The sequence below is a fragment of the Kribbella italica genome (genome assembly GCF_014205135.1).
GTDB classification, from domain to species: Bacteria; Actinomycetota; Actinomycetes; order Propionibacteriales; family Kribbellaceae; genus Kribbella; species Kribbella italica.
The window spans coordinates 8,484,728-8,506,131 of record NZ_JACHMY010000001.1 but is presented as its reverse complement, the minus strand read 5'-3'; the positions used below and the strand labels follow the sequence as shown (position 1 = coordinate 8,506,131).

Here is a 21,404-nt window from a genome sequence, read left to right as displayed (position 1 = left end):
ACCGATCGCCGCGGCGCTGCGTCCATCTCCGTATGACGAACCAAGCCCCTTCGCTGACCTGTCCGTTGTGCAGCTGCCCCCAGTTCCAGCAGGAGGAGGCCCGCAGCGACTCCCGATGGGGCTTCACGTCCCACCGGATGACGCTGCTGGTCTGCCAGAACTGCCGGTACGTGCTGCACTTCTACGACAAGAACTCGATCTTCGACTTCGACTGATCACCAGGGCAGGCGGCCCTCTTCTGCATGGAGCTGGCCGGTGGGGGCATCGGCGGGCAGCGTCGCCAGGCGTACGGCGACCGCCGCGCCTTGGGCCGGCGTCCTGGGCGCGTCCCAGCCGCCCATGTCCGTGGCACAGTTGCCGGGGTCGGCGGCGTTGACCAGGATGCCCTCGGACCGCAGCTCGTTGGCGAGCATGACGGTCACCATGTTCACCGCCGCCTTGGACGTGTTGTACCCGGTGGTGAACACCGTCGACATCCGCGACTCGGGATCACCCACGCGGGTCATCGACGACAGCTCGGTCGACAGGTTCACGACCCGCGCGGCCTCGGCCCGCCGAAGCAGCGGCAGCATCGCCTGGGCCGTCGCGACCAGCCCAAGCACATTCGTCTCAAAGCCCGCCCGCAACGACTCGATCGACACCGCACTCACCGGCCCGTCCCCCTCGGGGATGATCGCCGCGTTGTTCACCAGTACGTCGAGCCGCCCGTACTGCTGCTCGATCCACTCCGCGGCCTGCCTGGCCGAGGTCTCGTCAGTCACCTCCACCCGCACCGCCGCCGCCTCGCCGCCGTCCGCCGCAAGCTCCTTCACCACCGTCTCGGCCCGGGCGAGATCCCGCCCACCGACGAGCACGATCCACCCAAGCTCCCCGAACTGCCGAGCGATCTCCCGCCCGATCCCCTTCGTCGCCCCGGTCACAAGCACGATCTTCTGCTGAGTCATGCCCCCAACCCTCAGCCGCAATCCCCACCCCTGGCAGAGCGGCTGAATCCAGGGACGCCCACTCCTCCCCAGCTGTCCCCGACTCCCTGGCCCGACGACCCCGCTCGCCAACCGCCCCCCACCGCACGCCCCACTCACCCACACCGGTTCCGGCCCGGCGAGCTCGCCAGCCGCCCCGCCCAATTCCCGGACCAGCCACCCCACTCGCCGGCCGCCCACACCAGCTCATCCCCTGTCGCCGGCGCCGGGCCGCCCTCGCCGTACCAGCCAGGGATCGGGCGTCCCTGGCTGGCTCCTCGGCGACCTGGGATTCTGGAGGTGTGGACAGGGCCCAGCTCGCAGACTTCCTCCGGATCCGACGCGAACGACTCCGTCCGGAAGACGCCGGTCTGCCCGCCGGGCTCCGCCGCCGTACGCCGGGCCTGCGCCGCGAGGAGGTCGCCTCGCTCGCGACCATGTCGACCGACTACTACACCCGCCTCGAACAGGCCCGCGGCCCGCACCCGTCGCGAGCGGTCCTCACCGGTCTCGCCCGAGCACTCCAACTCTCCACCGCCGAGCGCGACCACCTCTTCCGCCTCGCCGGCGAACAACCCGGGCCACCACCAGGCCCACCCACCGACGTCCGCCCCGGCGTACTCCGCATGCTCGCCCGCCTCGACGTCCCCGGTCTGGTCCTCGACGCCAAGTACGACGTCCTGGCGTGGAACCCACTCGCCGCCGCCCTCATCACCGACTTCTCCGCAATCCCCACCCGCGACCGCAACCTGCTGCGCCTGCGCTTCCTCAGCGGTACCACGCAGAGCGACCTCTTCGGCGAGGAACAGACCGCCGAGTTCGCCCGCGAAGCCGCCGCAGACCTCCGCGCCGCGACCAGCAGATACCCGGACGACAAGTCACTCCGGGCCCTCGTCACCGACCTCCGCGCCGGCAGCGAGGAGTTCGCCCGAATCTGGACGCTACACGAGGTCGGCACCCAACAGACGATGTGCCAAACCCTCCACCACCCACTGGTCGGCCGCATAGACGTCGTCTGCGAGGTCCTGCTGATCCCAGAACGCGACCAGCGAGTCATCCTCTACACCGCCGAACACGGCTCCCCCTCGGACCAGGCCCTCAGACTGCTCGAAGTCATCGGCACCCAGTCCCTAACCAGCCAGACCTAACCGACCGAGCCAGCCAACACCAGCTGGCCCGTGATGGGCCAAGGCACCCGAAGCCAACACCACTGGCCAGCTCGAGCAGGGACCGCGGCCGGCTGGCGGGCTTGAGCTAGAGACGCCAACCGGCCCGCCGCATAGGCCGACGCAGCTAGTCGGCCCGTCGGCCTATGCCGACGCCGCACGTCGGCTAACTGTACTGCCCAGGCAGGTTGGTTGAAGTTTTGTGATGACACGTTGTGAATGTGATTGATGGGTGAAGGCCTCCCGGCGTGAAGTGGAGATGTCGAGTAACCGCTTCACGGCCAGGAGGCCTTCGTGTCCCACGCTAACGCTGCATTGACCCCTCGCGCGCGCCTGCGGCTGGCGCGTCTGGTTGTGGATGAGGGCTGGTCGGTTTCGATGGCCGCCAAGATGTTCCAGGTGTCGTGGCCGACCGCGAACCGCTGGTCCAGCCGCTATGCCGCCGCGGGTCCGACCGCGATGTCCGACCGGTCATCGCGACCGCATCACAGTCCGGCCAAGACACCACCGGCGTCTGTGCGACAGATCGTGCGGTTGCGGTGGCGTATGCGGCTCGGCCCTGTCCAGATCGCCGGCCGACTGGCCATGGCATCCTCGACCGTTCACGCCGTACTGGTGCGCTGCCGGATCAACCGGTTACGCCACATCGACCGCGTCACCGGCGAGCCGATCCGCCGCTACGAACACCCGCACCCGGGCGCGATGCTGCACGTCGATGTCACCAAGTTCGGTCAGATCCCCGACGGCGGCGGCCACCGCTACCTCGGCCGAGCCCAAGGCAAGAAGAACGGCCTCACAACAGCTCACCGCACCGGACAACGCGGACACAACCACCGTGCGCTGGTCGGAGTAGCTCACATCCACACCGTCATCGACGACCACTCCCGCGTCGCCTACGCCGAAATCCACACCGACGAAAAAGCCGCCACCGCGATCGGCGTACTGCACCGAGCCGTCGCCTGGTTCGCCGCCCGCGGCATCACTACCGAACGAGTCCTGTCCGACAACGGCTCGGCCTACCGATCCCGCGCCTGGAACGACGCCTGCACCGAACTCGGCATCACACCCAAGAAAACCCGGCCCTACCGACCCCAGACCAACGGCAAGATCGAACGCTTCCACCGCACCCTCGCCGACGGCTGGGCCTACAACCGCTTCTACACCAGCAACCAAGAACGCAACTCAGCCCTCGCACCCTGGCTCCACTACTACAATCACCACCGACTCCACACCGCCATCGGAAACCAACCACCCATCAGCCGGTTAACCAACCTGCCTGGGCAGTACAGCTAACCGACTTGAGCCCCACGCCGCCGCCAGCGGCTGAGCGGCTTGGGCTGACACCGCTGGTCGGCTAACCGCCTCGGGCCGACGCCACTCGTCGACTAACCGGCTCGGGCAGGAGCCGCTGATCGGCTGGCCGGCTTGGGCTAGGTCCACTCGTCGGCTGGCGGCTTGGGCACGAGCCGCTGATCGGCTGGCCGGTTTGGGCTGGTACCTCGCTCCGATCGCTATACCCCGGTGACGCTAAGAGCGCGGGCGTCGGGATCGCATCAGGTGGGCCGCCTGATCGGCTGGGGCCGACGCCGCTAGTCGGCTGACCGGCCCGGGCCGGAACCACTCGTCGGCTTAAGCCGATGCTGCTCGTCGGCTGGCCGACTCGATCCGGGACCGCTCGCCGGTTCGCCGGCTTAGGTCGGGGTGCTTTTCGGCTGACCGCGCAGTGGCGGCGCTCGGTGGGCAGGCTCGCCTGGGTCGGACCTCGCGCCGCCAGCTGCGGGCTCGGCGGTCGGGTATGGGGAGGTGCTAGTGGATGAGGTGCTACCTGCGGCTTCGGTGGTCGGCGGGGGCTGGGTCGCCTGTGGGCCGACCGGGTGGGATTGCCTGTCGGCTAACCGGCTCGGACCGGAGCCACTCGTCCACTCACCGGCTTACTCACCTTGGCTTCGGTGGTCGGCGGCTGGGGCCGACGCCGCTCGTCGGCTTGCCGGCTCGGGCTGGGCCGCTCGTTGACTTGCTGGTTCAGCTGGAGGCTGTTCGGGCAGTGGCGGGCGCTCGGCGGGCAGGCTCGCCTTGGTCGGGCGTCGCGGCGCCGGCTGCGGGCTCGGCGGTCGGGTGCGGGGAGGTGCCAGCGGGTGAGTTGCTCACCTGTGGCCTCGGTGGTCGCGGCTGGGCTGAGGTTGCCAGTCGGCTGACCGGTTGGGGTTGTCCGTGGGCTGACCGGCTTGACTGGAGGCACTCGTCGGCTCACCGGCTTAGGCCGACGCCGCACGTCGGCTAGCTGGCTCGGGCTGAGTGCTGGTCGGCTGACCTGGCAGTGGCGGGGCGCTCGGCGGGCAGGCTCCCCTGGGTCGGGCCTCGCCCGCGGGCTCGGCGGTCGGGTGCGGGGAGGTGCCGGTGGGTGAGGTGCGCACCTGTGGGCTTCGGTGGTCGGCGGCTGGGTGGGGGCCTGGGGTTGCCTGTGGGCTGACCGGCTGAGGTTGCCTCTGGGCTGACCGGCTGAGGTTGCCTGTGGCCGACCGGCTCGGATTGTGGGGCGACTGGCCCGCTGGAAGTCGTCTGTCGGCTGACGGGGCTGGGGCTGCTGGGCGGTTGACGAATCCGGTCAGGCTCGGCGTTGGGTGGCCCAGTCGCGGATCAGTTCTATGCGTTCCTTCAGCTGGGTGGAGGAGGCGTGGGCTGCGGCGGGGCCGCCTAGTTTGCGGCGGAGGTCGTTGTGGATGACGCCGTGGGGCTGGCCGGTGCGGTGGTGCCAGGCGGCGACCAGGCCGTTGAGTTCGCGGCGGAGGAGGGCGACCTGTTCGTGGGTGGCCAGCTCGGGGGGAGTTGGGTCGGCGGTCGCGCCGGTTCCTCGTTGGGAGCGTTTTTGCTGGGCGATCGACTTGGCCTGGCGTTTGTTGAGCAGCTCGCGGACCTGGTCGGGCTCCAGCAGGCCGGGTAGGCCCAGGAAGTCCATCTCCTCGTCGGAGGCGAGGTCGCCGCCGGTGCCGTAGTCGCCGCCGTCGAAGACGACGCGGTCGAAGCTGGCGTCGGAGCCGAGGGCCTCGAACTTCGCGTCCAGCTCGTCGCTGGCGCCTTCGGCCTGGTTGGCCTGCTTGATCAGGTCGTCCTCGAGGGCGAAGATGTCGCCGTCCTCGGTGCTGTTCCGGCGGCCGAGGACGTGGTCGCGCTCGACCTCCATCTCGGCGGCGAAGCCGAGCAGCCGGGTCACCGACGGGACGAACACCGACGCGGTCTCGCCGCGCTTGCGGGCGCGAACGAAGCGTCCGACGGCCTGCGCGAAGAACAGCGGCGTCGAGGTCGGCGTCGCGTAGACCCCGACCGCCAGCCGCGGTACGTCGACGCCCTCACTGACCATCCGGACCGCGACCATCCAGCGCGACTCGTCGCCGGAGAACTTCGCGATCTTCTTGCTCGCCGCCTTCTCGTCGGACAGCACGACGGTCGGCGCCTCGCCGGTCAGCTCGCGCAGCACCTTCGCGTACGCGCGCGCCGTGTTCTGGTCACCGGAGATCACCAGTCCGCCCGCGTCCGGCATGTGCCGCCGGACCTCGGTCAGCCGCTTGTCCGCGGCGGCCAGGACGGCGGGCATCCACTCACCGGTCGCGTCGAGCGCGGTGCGCAGCGCCTGCGCGGTCAGGTCCTTGGTCAGCGGCTCGCCCAGGCGCGCCGCGACCTCGTCGCCGGCCTTGGTGCGCCAGCGCATCTCGCCGGAGTACGACATGAAGATCACCGGGCGGACGACGTGGTCGCGCAGGGCGTGCCCGTACCCGTAGGTGTAGTCGGCCTGGCTCCGGGCCGCGCCGTCGTGCCCGTGCTCGTAGGTGACGAACGGGATCGGGTTGTCGTCGCTGCGGAACGGCGTCCCGGTCAGCGCGAGCCGCCGCGTGGCCGGCTCGAACGCTTCCTTGATCCCGTCACCCCAGCTGAGCGCGTCACCGCCGTGGTGCACCTCGTCGAGGATCACCAGCGTGCGGAACCGCTCGGTCCGGACGCGGAAGGCCAGCGGGTTCACCGCGACCCCGGCGTACGTCACCGCGACGCCCTGGAAGTCCTTGTTGGTCCGCCCCTTGCCGCCGGAGAACGCGGGGTCGATCGCGATCCCGGCCCGGTCGGCCGCCTCGGCCCACTGGATCTTCAGGTGCTCGGTCGGCGTCACCACGGTGATCCGGTCGATCACCCGCCGGTGCAGCAGCTCGGCGGCGACGGTCAGCGCGAACGTCGTCTTGCCGGCGCCCGGCGTCGCGACCGCGAGGAAGTCCCGCGGTTGCTTGTCCATGTACTGCTGCAGAGCTTCCGCCTGCCAGGCGCGCAGCTTGCTGGCGGTACCCCAGGCTGCCCGGTCCGGGTAGGCCGGAGGAAGCACGGCTGGTGGTGCTGGCACGTGCGAATCCACGGACGGCATACTCCCCCGATACTCGACTGTCGGCCGTGCAGGAACGTTACCCGACAACGCTCAGACAATCAGATCGGCGGGCACCACCTCGACGTCGTACGGGCTGGTCAGCCGCGCGATCTCGTCACCGGTGACCTTCGCGACCTGCGCATATGCCCCGTCCTGCATCTCCCAGACGATCAGGGTCGGCGTGTCGGGATCGACCACCCAGTAGGACGGGCACCCGGCGGCTTCGTACCGGGAGAACTTCAGCATGAGGTCGATCCGCCGGGTGCTCGGTGAGAGAACTTCGACCGCCAGCAAGGGCGCCTTCGGCAGGTCCCGTTCGGTGAAGTCAGCCCGTGGCGCGACGAGGATGTCGGGCTGTACGAGGGTGTCCTCGGAGAGCGCGACGTCGAACGGCGCCGACAGAACGTACAGGTCGTCAGGACAGTTCAGCGTGAGGCGGCTGAACAGTCGCCCGGCCGCCAACTGGTGTCGCAGCGACGGTGCCGGCGTCATGACCAGGACCCCGTCGATGAGCTCGTACCGATGGCCGTCATTCGGCACCCGGTACAGATCGGCTCTGGTGATCGGACGGAACGGTGCCCAGGGCAGGGTGAATTCGGGGTCGGGATGGGTCTCGATGGGTTCCACGAGTGTCATGCTGCCTCCTTGAGTTGGTCACACCAAGAACATGCCGCGATCTGCCCCGGCCACGAGCGTTGTCCACAGGGCAGTTTCGTTGTGGAGAAGTTGCGGCGCCCGCTGGACCGGTCGTTCTACACTCGTGCCATGAGTACTCAGTTGAGCCCGGGTGCGGAGACGGTTGTCGACGAGCGCACGCAGCCGTCGCTGGACAACGGTGACCACGAGCGGTTCTCGCACTACGTGCCCAAGGACAAGCTGACCGAGGCGATGGTGATGGGCACGCCCGTCGTCGCGCTCTGCGGCAAGGTCTGGGTGCCGAGCCGGGACCCGCAGAAGTTCCCGGTCTGCCCGGAGTGCAAGGAGATCTGGGACTCGCTCAACCCCGGGGACGACGACGGGGACGACAAGGAGTAAGGCCGCCTCCCAGCGGGCCCCGGGTCAGTTCTGGCTCGGGTCGTCCGGGTACGTCGCCAGGTAGGCCATCTGGTCCTTCTGGCGGCGCAGGACGCGCCGCCACAGCCCCTCGGGCCGCAGGCTGAAGACGTCGTCGGGCTCGGACGGTACGACGTACCAGGCGCCCTCGGTGATCTCGCCCTCGAGCTGCCCACCGGACCAGCCGGCGTACCCGGCGAAGATCCGCATCCGCTGGATCGCGCCCTCGAGCAGCGCGGGCGGGACGTCGAGGTCGATCAGCCCGATCCGGCCGAAGCACTCGCGCCAGCCGGGCGGGTCGGCGGACTCGATCACCTCGGCGACCGCGAGCGCGCTGTCGGTGCCGACCGGGCCGCCCATGAACAGCACGCCCGGCTCGTTCACCGTCTCCGACCAGTCCGGCAGCACCTGGTCGACCTCGAGGTCGGCGGCCCGGTTGACCACCACGCCGAGAGCACCGTCCTCGTCGTGGTCCAGCAGCAGGATGACCGAACGCCGAAAGGGTGGCTCGTCGAGCAACGGGGTCGCCACGAGCAACGATCCGGTCAGGGTCGAGGCGGTCATGACCCCATCATGGCGTGCCACGGGACTTTTGTACTGCGCGAAACCCGAGCCACGCTCCGGTCGCCGTACCGAGCAGGTCCGCGAGCGCGTCGAAAGGATCGCCGCTGCGGTCCGGCAGCAGGTAGTGCTGGACGAACTCGCTGCCGATCGCCTGCAGAACCAGCGCCCCCAGCAACCATCGCGCCGGGACACCCACCCGCCGGCCCAAGTATGCGACCGCCGCGAAGATCAGGAAGTGCGCCACCTTGTCGGCGTACGGGATGCCCGTGTCCGGTCCGGCCTGCTGCGGCGAGTACAGCCCGTACAGCTGGACCAGGCAGGCCAGCACGAAGCCGGCCCGCCAGGCCCATACGGCCCGCACTACAGCGACAGCGACGGCGCGTCGTCCGGGAACACCTCGGCCGCCGGCGCCTTGCCACCGGCCGCGTCCCGTACGGCGTGCGCGACCATCGTGTGCACCTCCGGGTGGAAGACGCTGGGCACGATGTAGCTGGCGTTCAGCTCGTCGTCGGTGACGACACCGGCCAGCGCCTTCGCGGCGGCCAGTTCCATCTCGATCGACACCTTCGACGACTGCGCGTCGAGCAGACCGCGGAAGACGCCGGGGAAGACCAGCACGTTGTTGATCTGGTTCGGGAAGTCGCTGCGTCCGGTGGCGACGACCGCGGCGTGCTCGCCGGCGGCCGCCGGGTCGACCTCGGGGTCGGGGTTGGCCAGCGCGAACACGATCGAGTCGTCGTTCATCGTGGCGATGTCGTCGCCGTTCAGGATGTTCGGTGCGGACACCCCGATGAACACGTCGGCCCCGGCCACCGCGCCCTTCAGGTCACCGCTGTACTTCGCGGCGTTGGTGTTCTCCGCGATCCAGCGCAGCTCCGGCGACAGGCCTTCGCGGTCCAGGTGGATGACGCCGGCGATGTCGGCGACGACCGTGTCCTTCACGCCGGCCTCGATCAGCAGCTTCAGGATCGCCGTACCGGCGGCCCCTGCTCCGGACAGGACGACGCGGACCTCGCTGATGTCCTTGCCGACCACGCGCAGCGCGTTGTAGAGCGCGGCGACCACGACGATCGCCGTCCCGTGCTGGTCGTCGTGGAAGACCGGGATGTCCAGCTCCTCGCGCAGCCGGGCCTCGATCTCGAAGCAGCGCGGCGCGGAGATGTCCTCCAGGTTGATGCCGGCGAAGCCCGGCGCGATCGCCTTGACGATCTTGACGATCTCGTCGGGGTCCTGGGTGTCCAGGCACAGCGGCCAGGCGTCGATCCCGGCGAACCGCTTGAACAGCGCGGCCTTGCCCTCCATCACCGGCAGCGCGGCCTTCGGGCCGATGTTGCCCAGGCCCAGTACGGCGGACCCGTCGGTGACGACGGCGACGCTGTTGCGCTTGATGGTCAGCCGGCGCGCGTCCTCGGGGTTCTCCGCGATCGCCAGGCAGACGCGGGCCACGCCCGGGGTGTAGATCATCGAGAGATCGTCACGGTTGCGGATCGGGTGCTTGGCCTCCATCGAGATCTTGCCCCCGAGGTGCATCAGGAAGGTCCGGTCGGAGACCCGGCCGATCTCGACACCCGGTACCGCGCGCATCGCCTCGACCAGCCGGCCGGCGTGCGCGGTGTCGGCGGCGGCGCAGGTCACGTCGATCCGCAGCCGCTCGTGGCCGGAGGCGGTCACGTCGAGCGCGGTCACCAGGCCGCCGGCCTGCTCGACCGCGGTCGTCAGTTTGCTCACCGTCGAGCCGCCCGAAGGCACCTCGAGCCGGACGGTGATGGAGTAGGAAACGCTCGGCAAGGCAGTCACGCCCGCGATCTTCTCATGGCCGCGGTAACGGCCGGAGGTTCCGTACGTTGCGTCCACGAGGAACGACTGGGTAATCCTTTACTCGGCCGCTAGGCTCTGGCCAGCGGAGGGAGAACCGATGGCCACGATCAGCGATGTCGCGGCGCTCGCGGGCGTTTCGACGGCGACCGTGTCGCGGGCCCTGAACGGCAAGGCGACGGTCGATCCGGACCTGGCCGCCCGGGTGCGCACGGCCGCGGACGAGCTCGGCTACCAGCCCAACGGCCCGGCACGCAACCTGCGCCGGCAGGAGGCCGCGGTGGTCGCGCTGATCATCTCCGACGTGGAGAACCCGTTCTTCACCGCGATCGCCCGCGGAGTCGAGGACGTCGCGCACGAGGTCGGCTACTCCGTTGTCCTGTGCAACTCCGACGAGAGCGCGAGCAAGGAGAACCGTTACATCGACATCGCGATCCAGGAAAGGGTTGCCGGGGTCATCTTGTCCCCCACCGGCACGACGTCCTCGGTGGACAAGCTCGCGGCCCGCGGGACGGCGTTCGTCGCGGTCGACCGGCCGTTGCCGCAGCAGGACAGCGACGTCGTCCTGGTCGACACGCGCCTGGCGGCGCGGCAGGCGACCGAGCACTTGATAGCCCAGGGCTATCAACGCATCGGCTGCATCACCGGCCCATCAGGAGTCCGTACGGCGGACGACCGGCTCGCCGGCTACCGCGACGCGCTCAAGGCCGCCAAGCGCCGCGGCTCCACCAAGCTCGTACGCCGTACCGAGTACAAGGCCGCCGGTGCGCACAAGGCGGCCCGGGACGTGCTCAGCCAGGAGGACCCGCCGGACGCGTTGCTGGTGGCCAACTCCGCGATGGCAGTCGGCGTACTCCAGGCCTTGCAAGAAAAGGGCATTCGGCCCGGCAAGGACGTCGGCATGGTCGCCTTCGACGACGCCCCCTGGGCCGCGCTGGTCGATCCCCCACTGTCGGTCGTCGCGCAACCGGCGTACGAGATCGGCACCGTCGCCGCCCGGTTGCTGCTGGCAAGGATCACCGACGGCACCCGTCCGCCGACCACGACCACGCTCGGCGCCCGCCTGATCGAACGCGGCAGCTCCCACCGCGGCTGAGCAGCCACGGTGGGAGCCAGGACCACTCAGCCGTTCGGGTTCTCCAAGGCGTAGATCTGTGCCGCGTTGGCCTTGTCGATCAGCCGCGTCGGCAGCACCTGCGACTTCTCGACCGTTCCGCAGTCCACCAGGATCTTCTTCGCCGCGGCGATCGCTTCCTTGCCGTTGGTCGGGTAGGTGAAGGTCGCCGTCAGCCGGCCCTGCTCGACGGCCTTGATCCCGCCGGACGGGATCGGCAGCGCGTCGATGCCGATGAACTTCATCTCCTTCTCCCGGCCGACCGCCTTCGCCGCCAGGTACGCGCCCTCGGCCATCGGGTCGTTGTGCGCGTAGACCACGTCGATCTTCGGGTTCGCCTTGAGCAGCGCGTCCATCTGCGCCTGGCCCTTCTCCCGCAGCCAGTCGCCGCTCGCGGTCGCGATGATCTTGATCTTCGGGTTCGCCTTGATCCCGGCCGCGAAGCCCTGGTTGCGCTCGGCCTGCGGCGTCGCGCCGGCCAGGCCCTTGAGCTCGACCACCGACCCGCCGTTCGGCAGCACCTTCTCCGCGACGTACTTGCCGGCCTCGGTACCGATCTGCACGTTGTCGCCGCCGATGAAGCCGGTGTACGCGTCGCCCTCGACCTTGCGGTCCAGCACCAGCACCGGGATGCCCTTGTCGAAGGCCTTCTTCACCACCGCGGTCAGCGGCTTGGCCTCGTTCGGGCTGATGATCAGCAGGTCGATCTGCTGGGTGATGTAGTTGTCGACGTCCGCGACCTGCTTGGCGTTGTCCTGCGCGGCGTCGGCGAACTTCACCTCGAACTGCGGCACCTCGGCGGCGGCCGCCTTGATGTCGTCGTCCATCCGCTGCCGGTACGGCTCGGCGACGTTGGCCTGGCTCATCCCGATCACGTACTTGCCGTCGGCCCCCTTGCACTCCTTGGAGCTCTGCGCCTGCGGCTCGTCGGAGGTCCGCTCGCTGGTCGTACCGCAGCCGGCCAGGACCAGGGCAGTGACGGCCGCGACGGCCAGGGACAACTTGTGGATCTTCATCAGGGGTGGACCTTCCTCACGAGGCGGGCCGGAGCCGTTGCAGCGCGGCCGCCGCAACGATCACCAGGCCCTTGATCAGCAGCTGGATGTTGGAGTCGATGTTGTTCAGGGCAAGGATGTTGTTCAGTACGCCGAGCAGCAGCGCGCCGGCCACCGTCCCGGCCACCGAGCCGCGCCCGCCGGCCAGGCTGGTGCCGCCGATCACCACCGCGGCGATCGCGTCCAGCTCGTAGCCGATCCCGTCGTTCGGGCTGCCCTGGTTGAGCTGGACCGCGTGCACGATCCCGGCCAGCGACGCGAGCAGGCCGCAGATCGCGAAGACCGCGATCTTGACCCGGATCACCGGTACGCCGGACAGTCGCGCGGCCTTCTCGTTGCCGCCGACGGCGTACAGGTGCCGGGAGAACGCGCTGATCCGCAGGAACACCACGGCCGCGATCGCCACCACGGCGAAGATCAGGACCGGGATCGGTACGAGTCCGCCGAAGGTCCGTTCGCCGAGCAGTGCGAACGTCGACGGCGCCTCGTTCGGCCCGTCGCCGTACGCGATCGCGACGCCCTGCCCGTCCGACCAGATCCGGGCCAGACCGCGCGCTATCTGCAACCCGGCCAGCGTCACGATGAACGACTGGATCCCGATCATCGCGGTCGCCATCCCCTGCAGCGCGCCGAAGACCAGGCCGATCGCGAGCACCACCACGATCGAGGGCAGGAAGCCCCAGTCGCTCTCGACCATCAGCACCGCCGAGCCGACCGCGGCCAGCCCGAGCACCGCGCCGACCGACAGGTCGATCCCGCCGATCAGGATCACGAACGTCATGCCGACCGCGATGATGCCGATCTCGGAGACCGCGCGGACCACGTTGGCCAGGTTGTCCGCGCTGAGGAACAGGATCGCGCCGTCGCGCCGGGGCGAGAAGATGATCGCGGCAACGAACACCGCGAGCAGCCCGAACACGCTCTGGAACCGGAACAGCGTCGCGACCACGCTTCCGGACGCCTTCTCCACCGGCATGGCGGGCTTGTCCTGCAGGGCGGTCACCGGGGTCCTCCTTCGAACACAGCGCTCTCTCCCATCGCGGCGGCGAGCAGATCGCTCTCGCCGGAGTCAGATGTCTTGAACGACGCGACGTCGCGTCCGTCCCGCAGTACGACGACGCGGTCGCAGACGCCGATCAGCTCGGGCAGCTCCGACGACGCCAGCAGCACCCCGAGGCCCTGCCCGGCCAGTTCCCCCAGCAGGCGGTAGATCTCCGCCTTCGCCCCGATGTCGACACCGCGGGTCGGCTCGTCGAGCAGCAGCAGCTTCGGCTCGGTCAGCAGCATCTTGCCGAAGACGACCTTCTGCTGGTTGCCACCGGACAGTGTCCCGACGTCGTCCTGCAACCGGCCGAACTTCAGCCGCAGCCGGTCGGCCATCTTCACCGACGCGGCCCGTTCCATCCGGCGCGCGATCACGCCGAGCCGCCCGTACGCCGGCAGGCTCGACACCACCGTGTTCGCCAGGATCGAGTGGAACAGCACCAGCCCGGAGGCCCGCCGGTCCTCGGGGACCAGCCCGATGCCCTGCGCCAGCGCGTGCCGCGGGCCCCGCGGCCGGATCTCCTTGCCCTGCAGGACGATCCGGCCGGTGCGCGTACCGCCCGGCGCCACGCCGTACAGGGTCTCGAGCAGTTCGGTCCGGCCCGCGCCGAGCAGGCCGCACAGGCCGACGATCTCGCCGGAGCGCACGGTCAGCGAGATCCCCTCGGGGTCGCGGCGCCCGGGGCGCGGGCGTCGCGGTTTGAGGACCAGGTCCTCGACGCGCAGCAGCTCGTCGCCGGTCGAGACGTCCGGCGTACTGAACATGGTCTGCACCGGACGGCCGACCATCGCCTCGACCACCTCCGCCGTGGTCAGCTTGCGCGGGTCGAAGCTGGTGACGATCTTCCCGTTGCGCAGCACGGTCGCGCGGTCGGCGACCTGCGCGATCTCCTCCATCCGGTGGCTGATGTAGACGATGCCGACACCCGACCGGCGCAGCTCGCGGATCACCGCGAACAGCCGCTCGACCTCGGACGTCGTCAGCGCCGACGTCGGCTCGTCCATGATCAGCACGCGGGCGTCGAGCGAGATCGCCTTCGCGATCGTGACGAGCTGCTGCTCGCCGACGCGCAGCTCGCCGACCGGGCGGCGCGGGTCGAGGTTCACACCGCTGCGCTCCAGCAGGGCGCGGGCCTCGCGGTCCATCCGGCGGCGGTCGACGGTCCGGTACGGCGTCCGCAGCTCGCGGCCGAGGAAGATGTTGTCGGCGACCGACAGCGCGGGCACCAGGTCGAGTTCCTGGTGGATCATCGCGATCCCGGCGGCCTGCGCGTCGGTCGGTCCACCGAACGACACGGCCGCGCCGGCGATCTCGATCCGCCCGTCGTAGTCGGTGACGTCACCGGACAGGATCTTCATCAGCGTGGACTTGCCGGCGCCGTTCTCACCGAGCAACGCGTGCACCTCGCCGGGGCCCAGGCTGAACTCGACCTCGTGGCACGCCTGCACCCCGCCGTACCGCTTGCCGATCCCCGACATCCGGACCAGGGCGGACTCGGCCATGACACCTCCGCGATCGGCTGAGTAATCGATTTCCCGGACGCTATGCCTGTGCTCGCCAGCCCGTCAACCCCTGGCACCGGTCGTGGCCGGAATCGACACCCGACGGCGTCTTCCGACCCTAGGAGCGGGCGCCGCCGGACGACACCTGTTCGAGGCAGGTCGAAGGGTCGACGTGCACCACCGATCAACCGCGCGAGATCAGCGCGACACGCCGTGACACGCCGCGCGGACGACTGCTGCCGGGTGGTTGATCAGTGGTGGGCGTCGGCTGGAAGAAGTTCAGTCCTCGTCGAGCCAAGCCCGTACGGCATCGTTGTGCTCACCAAGCCGAGGCGGCGGCAGGTTGGTCTCGCGCGCACCGGCGTACGGGTTGTCGTCGAACCGCAGCGGCGGACCAGGCAGCTGGATCATCCCGAGCTCCGGGTGCTCGACGTCGATCAGCAACCCCTGCGACCGCGTCTGGTCCCACTCGTAGACCTGCTGGAAGTCGCGGACCTTGCCGGCGGGGATCCCCGCATCGGCCAGCCGCCGCAGCCAGACATCGGCCGGCTCGGCGGCGAAAGCGGACTCGATCGCCGCGGTCAGCACGTCGCGGTGCGCGACCCGGTCGGGGTTGGCGGCGAAGCGCGGATCGTCCGGGTCGAGCCCGACGATCGGCGCGAACGTGCGCCACTGCCCCTCGCTGCCGACCGCGACCTGGATGCTGTCGTCGCGCGTCCGGTACATCCCGTACGGCGCGATCTGCGCGTGGTGGTTGCCGACGCGCTCCGGCAACTGCCCGGCGACGGTCCACTTCGTCCCGTGGAACGCGTGCACGCCGACGACCGACGCGAGCAGCGACGTCCGCACCACGCGGCCGCGGCCGGTGATCGAGCGCTCGTGCAGCGCCGCGAGCGCGCCGTACGCGCCGTACATGCCGGCCAGCAGATCCGCGATCGGCATCCCGGTCTTGGTCGGCTCGGTCGCGCCGGTGATGCTCATCAGCCCGCCCTCGCCCTGCGCGATCTGGTCGTACCCGGCGCGCCCGCCCTCCGGCCCGTCGTGCCCGAAGCCCGTGATCGAGAGGATCACCAGGCCCGGGTTGAGCTCGTGCAGCCGCTCGACGGAGAACCCGAGCCGGTCGAGCACGCCCGGCCGGAAGTTCTCGATCAGTACGTCGGCCTTGCCGACCAGCCGCGTCAGGAACTCCTTGCCCTCGGCCGACTTCAGGTCGGCCGTCACCGACTCCTTGTTCCGGTTGGCCGACAGGAAGTACGTCGACTGGTCGCCGGCGAACGGCGGCCCCCACCCGCGGCTGTCGTCCCCTCCGGCCGGGGTCTCGACCTTGATCACCCGCGCCCCGAGATCCCCCAGCATCATCGCGGCATGCGGCCCGGCCAGCGCCCGGGTCAGATCCACGACCACGACGTCCGAAAGAAGGTTCTGCACCCAGCCACCCTAGGGTGTGTCTGCCGCGGAGAAAGGTGATCCAGCTCGCACCGCTCAGCTGACGGCCTTGCGGGCCAGCGACGCCAGGCGGTGGGTGACGTCGCGGGGACGTTCCTGCATGAGCATGTGACCGGCGCCTGGGTACATCCACAGGCGGGACGACGGGATCAGCTGGGCCATCCGGTTCGCATGCCGGGGTGGGAGCAGGCGATCGCGGGTGCCGTGCATGACCTCGACCGGGATGTCGTCCAGTACGGCGAGCGCATGGCCGAGCTCGTGCTGCGTGATCGCCTCGAAGAACCCACTGAACGACCGGCCCGGCAGGGCTTCCAGGTCGGCCAGCAGGACGTCGACCTCGGCGGGGTCGACCTTCTTGCCGAACACCAGCTGCTTCAACGCCGGCCGCCGCAGCCGGGTCGAGGCAAGCGCCCGCCACGCCTTCACCTCTGCTTCCACGGCCGCCCTCCGGGCCTCGCGCTTCTCCATCCGCGCGCCCGCCAGGTTCATCGCCCGCGGCGCCACCACCGCGGCGGCGCCGTCCAGCCGGGCCGGCAGCCCGAAGGCCCGCGACGTCATCTGCCCGGATGACGTACTGACCAGCGCCGCGCCCACGATCCGCGACCCGAACAGCTCCGGCCGCCGGTCGGCCAGCGCCATCAACGTCATCCCGCCCATCGAGTGCCCGGCGTACACCACCGGCCCCGACGGCGCGACCTCGTCCAGCACCGTCACCAGATCGTCGGCGAGCTGCTCGATCCGCGTCGTACCGGCCGGTGCCGCGTCCGACCGGCCGTGCCCCCGGTGGTCGTAGGCAACGACCCGGACCCCGTCAGCCCCCAGTACGCCGGGCAGCCCCGTGAACTGGTGGTGCCAGCTCCGCGTCGAACACGTCCACCCGTGCGCGAGCACCACCGTCACCGGCGCGTCAGGCGACCCTGCCGTCTCCACGTGCAGCCGCACGCCGTCCGGCGTGATCACCCCAGCCCGCTCTGCCTGCATGGTCATATCTTCCCCAGTCGATCCGTCAGCTCACCCAGACCACGCCGCCGCCGGTTGGTCCGCACCCGCACGATCCGGTCCGCGACCGACGGCAGGTGCCGCGCCACCGCGACCCCGATGCCGGTCGTCCGCGTCGACGCCCGGTTCCGCGGCGGCCGGCGCGCGGCCGCAACGTCCACGATCGTCCCGACCACCTGCTCGACCGTCTCGGCCGGCAGGAACATCCCGAGATCCACCCCACGCGCCAGCGACGCGTCGTGGATCGGCGTCGGCACGTACCCCGGGTAGATCACGCTGACATCCAGGTGCCGGCCGTTCTCGATCCGCAGCGCGTCGGCGTACGTGTCGATCGCGCGCTTCGAGACCAGGTACGACGCCGCCAGCGGCAGCGTCACGTACGCGAGCCCCGACGACACGAAGATCACGCGTCCCTTCGCCTCGCGCAGCGCGGGCAGGGCGGCCGCCGTCACACCCCAGCCGGCGAAGAGGTTCACCTCGATCACCTTGCGGGCGGTCGCGTCCGGCGCGTCGCCGGCCAGAGCCGGTACGCCGATGCCCGCGTTGTTGATCAGCAGGTCCAGCCCGCCGAGCCGCCCGACCGCCGCCGGGATCAGCTCCGGCTGCGTCAGGTCGCACTCGATCACGTCGTCGCTCTTCTGCAGGTCGAGCCCGACCACTGTCGCGCCGCGCCCTCGCAACGCCTCGACGGTCGCCCTACCGAAAGCACCTGCGGCGCCCGTGACCAGCGCCCGCTTCCCGGCCAGGTCCCAGGACGGTCGCCGGACGAATCCACCACGGCCGGTCATGCGGACTCCTTCTCCCGATCGCCGGAAGCGAGCAGGTGCTCGGCCCGCATCCGCCCACCGCGTGCGCCGCGCCCGACCAGCCAAGCGATCCCCAGGATCTCCAGCAGACCGACCACCGCGAGCAACCCGTAGCCACCGTTCCACATCCACTGCGGTACGTCGGTCCGCTCCTCCCGGCGCAGCACCTCCTGCTCGCCGATGAACTGCACCGTCTGCCCGTCCGACACCTGGATCGCCGGCTTCTGGATCGCCGCGTCCTCGGGCGCGTAGACCCACGCGGCGGTCAGGTCCCGCGAGCCCTGGTGCAGCCGGACCATCGACTTCCACTTGCCGTACATCGGCAGCGGCGCCTCGGAGCGATAGACGCCCTCGGCAACCTTCTGCAGCGGGTGCAGTTCCAGCCCGCCACCCTGCCAGGCCATCGCCTCGAACCAGCGCGCGCCCTCGGCCGCGTCGACGGGGTTCACCTTCACCGTCACGTACGCCGTCGGCTCGGCGCCGGTGGCGACCCGCTCCAGCGAGATCGTTGCCGACACCCCCGGATCGGCCGACCGCGGGACGCAGAAGAACACGACGCCCAGGACGGCGATCAGCCCGACCGCGCCCAGTTGGTGCGTACGCCGTACCGACGGCACGGCGCGGACCTCGCCGGCGACCTCGGCGTACCGGGTCGCCAGCCACGCTCCGACCAGCCCGGCGCCGATCCCCGCGACCAGCCCGAACCCGAGCGCCGACGGAAGCATCGACGCGGGCCAGCGGATCGGCATCCAGACCTGGCTCCAGCCGTACTCGGCCAGCAGCCCGGCCGTGCCGATCAGCGCACCGGCGACCACGCCCAGCCGGAAGCGACTCTTGTTGCCCAGAGCAAGTGCTGTCAGCTCGACCAGCACCGCTTCGACGATCAGCAACGGGAAGTGCCCGAGGATCTCACCGAGCGGCTGGTCGACCGCCCACGCGATCCCGCCGCGAATGATCAAGTACGTCGCCAGCGCGCCGAACGTGCTGAAGCGTCCCCGCCGTGCCCGCAGCACCGTGAACGCCAGCGCCGACCCGAACACGATCAGGATCGGCTGCAGCACCAGCGGGAACTGCGGTACGCCGTAGTTGAACTCGGTGCTGAACAGGTCCCACGCGATCAGCAGGGCGCCGACGGCAACGACCTCCTGGAACCTGCGGCGAAGGTTGCTGCCGACAAGTTGTTCGACCTCGGCCGACGCCAGCAGCCGCGCGAAGATCGACAGCACCACCCCGCCGATCATCAGCAGGTGCGTCGGCCCCCAGAGCGTGACGTCCTCGCCGAACAGCCGGTGCCAGACGTCGTCGAGCGGGAAGCCGACCAGCGCGAAGGTTCCGCACACGGTGACCAGCGCCGCGCTGCACGGGATCCGCCAGCCCGCGCTCAGCTTGATCGTCCGGGCCGGCAGCGGCTTGCGGGCGAGCGCGATCGGCAGCACGCCGGACACGATCACGCCGAGGATGCCGAAGAAGATCGGGTAGTGCGCCGGCGTCCCGAACGGGCCGGTGTCGCGGCCCTTGTCGATGTGCACCGCGATGTCCCACCAGACGCCGAACGCGCAGGACAGCAGCGAGACGGCGTGCAGGTACGGCGTGAGCGCGGCCCATCGGGGGACTCCGTCCAGTCTCCCGATGGTGTCCGCGAGGCGCCCTACCAGCGTGACGTGCCCGGTGCGTTCCCGCCACAGCAGGACGGCGAGTGCGACGTACATCAGGCCGACCAGGCCGGTGACGATCGCGATCTGGTCGAAGCTCGCGGTGCCGGTCGAGGCTGCCAGTGGGACGGTCATCTCGCGCTCCTGGTCTGCTGGGCAACAGCGGGCATGCGCCATGAAGGATGTTACATAGAACATGTAACGTCGAGTCTGGAAGACTGTCAAGGGTGGGAGGACAGCAGGCACCCGAGGAGTACACGGTCGACCAGCTCGCCGCGAAGGTGGGCATGACCGTCCGGAACGTGCGCGCGTACGCCGGACGCGGGCTGATCCCACCGCCCCGGCTGGTCGGCCGGACCGGGTACTACGACGCCGACCACGTGGCGCGGCTCACGCTGGTCCGGGAGTTGCTCGACAAGGGCTACACGCTGGCCGCCGTCGAGCGGATGATGAGCGAGCTGCCGGACGGCGCACTCGCGCTCGGCGTCTTCGAGACCCTGGTCAGCCCGTGGACCCCGGCCGAGCCCGAGGTGATCACCGAGCACCAGCTGGCCGAGCGGGCCGGCATCCCGCACCACCCCGCCACCATCGACAAGCTGATCGAGCTGGGCATCGCCGAGCGCGCCGAGGGCGACCACCTGCGCATCCCGAACCCGGACCTGCTCCGTACCGGCCTCGAGGTGATCAAGCTCGGCGTCCCGCTGGACGCGATCTTCGAGATGCTGCCCAAACTCTTCGAGCAGGCCGACCAGGTCGCCAAGATCTACGTCGAGCTGTTCCGCGGCACGGTCTGGCGCCAGTTCGCCGACGCCGGCCTGCCCGCGGACGGCTGGCCCGAGATCCAGCGCACCCTGGAGAACATCATCCCCCTGGCCGGCCAGGCCCTGGTCGCCGCCTTCCGCGAGTCCATGGCCCGCGAGATCGAGATCGCGGCGTACGAGGAACTGGGCCTCCCGCCGAACGACCTCCCCTCCACCGGCTGAGTCAGATCGCCCGCAACGACTTGGCCGGGCGCAGCCGGTCCAGCGCCGCCTGCGACACCGGATCCGCCGCCCGGTACACGATCAGCCGCTGACTCGAATCCGCCAGCGGCGTCAGCACGTCGTACTCGACCGTCAGCCGCCCGATCTCCGGATGGTTGAGCTTCTTCAGCCCGTTCCCCTTCACCATCACGTCCCGCTTCTCCCACCACCGCGCGAACTCGGAGCTCTCGGCCACCAGCAGCCGGACCAGCTCGGCCAGCTCCGAGTCGTCCTCGTGCGTCGCCCACGCCGCCCGCAGGTCCGCGATCCCTTCCCGTACGACGCGCTCCCGATCGGGGTAGAAGTCCGCGAAGACCGGCTCGATCGTGCACAACCACATCGTGTTCCGCCGCTCCGGCGGAACCCCGGCGAAGTCGAGCATCAGCGCCGCCATCTCCGGGTTCCACGCGCAGATGTCGAACCGGTGGTTGACCAGCATCGCCGGCAGCGGCGACATCGCCTGCACCAGCTGCTCCAGCGAGCCCGACCCCGACTGATGCCGCACCGACGACCACTGCCGGGTCAGGTCGAACACGTACGCGTGCTCGTCCTCACTCAACTGCAGCGCGCGGGCCAACGCCCCGAGTACTTCGGCCGACGGCCGCAGCCCCCGTCCCTGCTCCAGCCGTACGACGTAGTCCACCGACACCCCGGCCAGGTCAGCGACCTCCTCGCGGCGCAGCCCCGGCGTACGGCGGGACCGCCCGCGCTCCGGAAGACCGACGTCCGCGGGCGACAGGCGTTCCCGCCGGGCCCGCAGGAACACAGCCAACTCGTACGCGACGTCCATCCCGCCAT

Annotated in this window: 20 protein-coding genes; 6 read left to right on the top strand and 14 right to left on the bottom strand. The window is 70.1% G+C overall.

Going from position 1 to position 21,404, the window contains the following annotated elements; translation table 11 throughout:
* The first annotated feature begins 32 nt into the window (after window positions 1-32).
* Window positions 33-215, top strand: coding sequence for a hypothetical protein (locus HDA39_RS39985; protein WP_184804481.1), 183 nt, complete (start codon window positions 33-35; stop codon window positions 213-215).
* Here HDA39_RS39985 and HDA39_RS39980 read toward each other — a convergent pair whose 3' ends face one another.
* Window positions 216-944, bottom strand: coding sequence for an SDR family NAD(P)-dependent oxidoreductase (locus tag HDA39_RS39980; protein WP_184804478.1), 729 nt, complete (start codon window positions 942-944; stop codon window positions 216-218). It abuts the gene before it with no gap.
* 320 nt (window positions 945-1,264) lie between these two features.
* On the opposite strand from HDA39_RS39980, the gene HDA39_RS39975 reads away from it, so the two are divergent.
* Window positions 1,265-2,110 carry an MmyB family transcriptional regulator gene (locus tag HDA39_RS39975; RefSeq protein WP_184804475.1) on the top strand — a complete coding sequence of 282 codons (846 nt, stop codon included), beginning with the start codon at window positions 1,265-1,267 and terminating at the stop codon, window positions 2,108-2,110.
* A 312-nt stretch (window positions 2,111-2,422) separates the two neighbouring features.
* Window positions 2,423-3,421 carry an IS481 family transposase gene (locus HDA39_RS39970; protein ID WP_184804472.1) on the top strand — a complete coding sequence of 333 codons (999 nt, stop codon included), beginning with the start codon at window positions 2,423-2,425 and terminating at the stop codon, window positions 3,419-3,421.
* A 1,312-nt stretch (window positions 3,422-4,733) separates the two neighbouring features.
* Here the strand turns inward: HDA39_RS39970 and HDA39_RS39965 are convergent.
* Together HDA39_RS39965 and HDA39_RS39960 are read right to left on the bottom strand one after the other, a co-directional pair.
* Window positions 4,734-6,533 (bottom strand): DEAD/DEAH box helicase, encoded by a 1,800-nt coding sequence (locus tag HDA39_RS39965; protein WP_184804469.1) that lies wholly within the window; start codon window positions 6,531-6,533, stop codon window positions 4,734-4,736.
* 51 nt (window positions 6,534-6,584) lie between these two features.
* Window positions 6,585-7,169, bottom strand: coding sequence for a Uma2 family endonuclease (locus HDA39_RS39960; RefSeq protein WP_184804466.1), 585 nt, complete (start codon window positions 7,167-7,169; stop codon window positions 6,585-6,587).
* A 129-nt stretch (window positions 7,170-7,298) separates the two neighbouring features.
* On the opposite strand from HDA39_RS39960, the gene HDA39_RS39955 reads away from it, so the two are divergent.
* Window positions 7,299-7,568, top strand: coding sequence for a DUF3039 domain-containing protein (locus HDA39_RS39955; RefSeq protein ID WP_184804463.1), 270 nt, complete (start codon window positions 7,299-7,301; stop codon window positions 7,566-7,568).
* A 24-nt stretch (window positions 7,569-7,592) separates the two neighbouring features.
* On the opposite strand, the gene HDA39_RS39950 is transcribed toward HDA39_RS39955, so the two are convergent.
* Genes HDA39_RS39950 through HDA39_RS39940 form a run of 3 tightly spaced genes read right to left on the bottom strand, consistent with a single transcriptional unit; the run spans window position 7,593 to window position 9,947 of the window.
* Window positions 7,593-8,150, bottom strand: coding sequence for a YqgE/AlgH family protein (locus tag HDA39_RS39950; RefSeq protein WP_184804460.1), 558 nt, complete (start codon window positions 8,148-8,150; stop codon window positions 7,593-7,595).
* A 7-nt stretch (window positions 8,151-8,157) separates the two neighbouring features.
* Window positions 8,158-8,511 (bottom strand): VanZ family protein, encoded by a 354-nt coding sequence (locus tag HDA39_RS39945; protein ID WP_337926095.1) that lies wholly within the window; start codon window positions 8,509-8,511, stop codon window positions 8,158-8,160.
* Window positions 8,511-9,947, bottom strand: coding sequence for an NAD-dependent malic enzyme (locus tag HDA39_RS39940; protein WP_184804457.1), 1,437 nt, complete (start codon window positions 9,945-9,947; stop codon window positions 8,511-8,513). Before HDA39_RS39940 ends, HDA39_RS39945 begins: the two co-directional genes overlap by 1 nt.
* A gap of 118 nt (window positions 9,948-10,065) precedes the next feature.
* Between HDA39_RS39940 and HDA39_RS39935 the strand changes: the two genes are divergently transcribed.
* Window positions 10,066-11,061: a LacI family DNA-binding transcriptional regulator gene (locus HDA39_RS39935; protein WP_184804454.1), complete on the top strand. Its 996-nt coding sequence runs from the start codon at window positions 10,066-10,068 to the stop codon at window positions 11,059-11,061.
* A 26-nt stretch (window positions 11,062-11,087) separates the two neighbouring features.
* On the opposite strand, the gene HDA39_RS39930 is transcribed toward HDA39_RS39935, so the two are convergent.
* The 7 genes from HDA39_RS39930 to HDA39_RS39900 all read right to left on the bottom strand — a co-directional run bounded on the left by HDA39_RS39930 (window position 11,088) and on the right by HDA39_RS39900 (window position 19,719).
* Entirely contained in the window at window positions 11,088-12,095 is a 1,008-nt protein-coding gene (locus HDA39_RS39930) for a substrate-binding domain-containing protein (protein WP_184804451.1), read from the bottom strand.
* A 16-nt stretch (window positions 12,096-12,111) separates the two neighbouring features.
* Window positions 12,112-13,137 (bottom strand): ABC transporter permease, encoded by a 1,026-nt coding sequence (locus HDA39_RS39925; RefSeq protein ID WP_337926094.1) that lies wholly within the window; start codon window positions 13,135-13,137, stop codon window positions 12,112-12,114.
* Entirely contained in the window at window positions 13,134-14,681 is a 1,548-nt protein-coding gene (locus tag HDA39_RS39920; protein ID WP_184804448.1) for a sugar ABC transporter ATP-binding protein, read from the bottom strand. The genes HDA39_RS39925 and HDA39_RS39920 overlap by 4 nt, the downstream gene beginning before the upstream one ends.
* Window positions 14,682-14,960: 279 nt before the next feature.
* Window positions 14,961-16,109, bottom strand: a complete 1,149-nt coding sequence (locus HDA39_RS39915; RefSeq protein ID WP_184804445.1) for a CoA transferase — start codon at window positions 16,107-16,109, stop codon at window positions 14,961-14,963.
* Between the two features lie 54 nt (window positions 16,110-16,163).
* Window positions 16,164-17,108 (bottom strand): alpha/beta fold hydrolase, encoded by a 945-nt coding sequence (locus tag HDA39_RS39910; protein ID WP_184804443.1) that lies wholly within the window; start codon window positions 17,106-17,108, stop codon window positions 16,164-16,166.
* A gap of 2 nt (window positions 17,109-17,110) precedes the next feature.
* Window positions 17,111-17,914: an SDR family NAD(P)-dependent oxidoreductase gene (locus HDA39_RS39905; RefSeq protein WP_184804440.1), complete on the bottom strand. Its 804-nt coding sequence runs from the start codon at window positions 17,912-17,914 to the stop codon at window positions 17,111-17,113.
* Window positions 17,911-19,719 (bottom strand): hypothetical protein, encoded by a 1,809-nt coding sequence (locus HDA39_RS39900; protein ID WP_184804438.1) that lies wholly within the window; start codon window positions 19,717-19,719, stop codon window positions 17,911-17,913. Before HDA39_RS39900 ends, HDA39_RS39905 begins: the two co-directional genes overlap by 4 nt.
* Before the next feature lie 92 nt (window positions 19,720-19,811).
* On the opposite strand from HDA39_RS39900, the gene HDA39_RS39895 reads away from it, so the two are divergent.
* On the top strand, window positions 19,812-20,567 hold the full coding sequence (locus HDA39_RS39895) for a MerR family transcriptional regulator (RefSeq protein ID WP_184804435.1): 756 nt from the start codon (window positions 19,812-19,814) through the stop codon (window positions 20,565-20,567).
* 1 nt (window position 20,568) lies between these two features.
* Here HDA39_RS39895 and HDA39_RS39890 read toward each other — a convergent pair whose 3' ends face one another.
* Window positions 20,569-21,396 carry a helix-turn-helix transcriptional regulator gene (locus HDA39_RS39890; protein ID WP_184804432.1) on the bottom strand — a complete coding sequence of 276 codons (828 nt, stop codon included), beginning with the start codon at window positions 21,394-21,396 and terminating at the stop codon, window positions 20,569-20,571.
* Window positions 21,397-21,404: the final 8 nt, after the last annotated feature.

What these genes read in the sequence shown, in the direction of transcription:
- HDA39_RS39910 (WP_184804443.1), bottom strand. Translation starts at nt 17,108, where the DNA reads ATGCAGGCAGAGCGGGCTGGGGTGATCACGCCGGACGGCGTGCGGCTG.
- HDA39_RS39935 (WP_184804454.1), top strand. Translation starts at nt 10,066, where the DNA reads ATGGCCACGATCAGCGATGTCGCGGCGCTCGCGGGCGTTTCGACGGCG.
- HDA39_RS39965 (WP_184804469.1), bottom strand. Translation starts at nt 6,533, where the DNA reads ATGCCGTCCGTGGATTCGCACGTGCCAGCACCACCAGCCGTGCTTCCT.
- HDA39_RS39900 (WP_184804438.1), bottom strand. Translation starts at nt 19,719, where the DNA reads ATGACCGTCCCACTGGCAGCCTCGACCGGCACCGCGAGCTTCGACCAG.
- HDA39_RS39950 (WP_184804460.1), bottom strand. Translation starts at nt 8,150, where the DNA reads ATGACCGCCTCGACCCTGACCGGATCGTTGCTCGTGGCGACCCCGTTG.
- HDA39_RS39955 (WP_184804463.1), top strand. Translation starts at nt 7,299, where the DNA reads ATGAGTACTCAGTTGAGCCCGGGTGCGGAGACGGTTGTCGACGAGCGC.
- HDA39_RS39905 (WP_184804440.1), bottom strand. Translation starts at nt 17,914, where the DNA reads ATGACCGGCCGTGGTGGATTCGTCCGGCGACCGTCCTGGGACCTGGCC.
- HDA39_RS39960 (WP_184804466.1), bottom strand. Translation starts at nt 7,169, where the DNA reads ATGACACTCGTGGAACCCATCGAGACCCATCCCGACCCCGAATTCACC.
- HDA39_RS39930 (WP_184804451.1), bottom strand. Translation starts at nt 12,095, where the DNA reads ATGAAGATCCACAAGTTGTCCCTGGCCGTCGCGGCCGTCACTGCCCTG.
- HDA39_RS39985 (WP_184804481.1), top strand. Translation starts at nt 33, where the DNA reads ATGACGAACCAAGCCCCTTCGCTGACCTGTCCGTTGTGCAGCTGCCCC.
- HDA39_RS39890 (WP_184804432.1), bottom strand. Translation starts at nt 21,396, where the DNA reads ATGGACGTCGCGTACGAGTTGGCTGTGTTCCTGCGGGCCCGGCGGGAA.
- HDA39_RS39920 (WP_184804448.1), bottom strand. Translation starts at nt 14,681, where the DNA reads ATGGCCGAGTCCGCCCTGGTCCGGATGTCGGGGATCGGCAAGCGGTAC.
- HDA39_RS39980 (WP_184804478.1), bottom strand. Translation starts at nt 944, where the DNA reads ATGACTCAGCAGAAGATCGTGCTTGTGACCGGGGCGACGAAGGGGATC.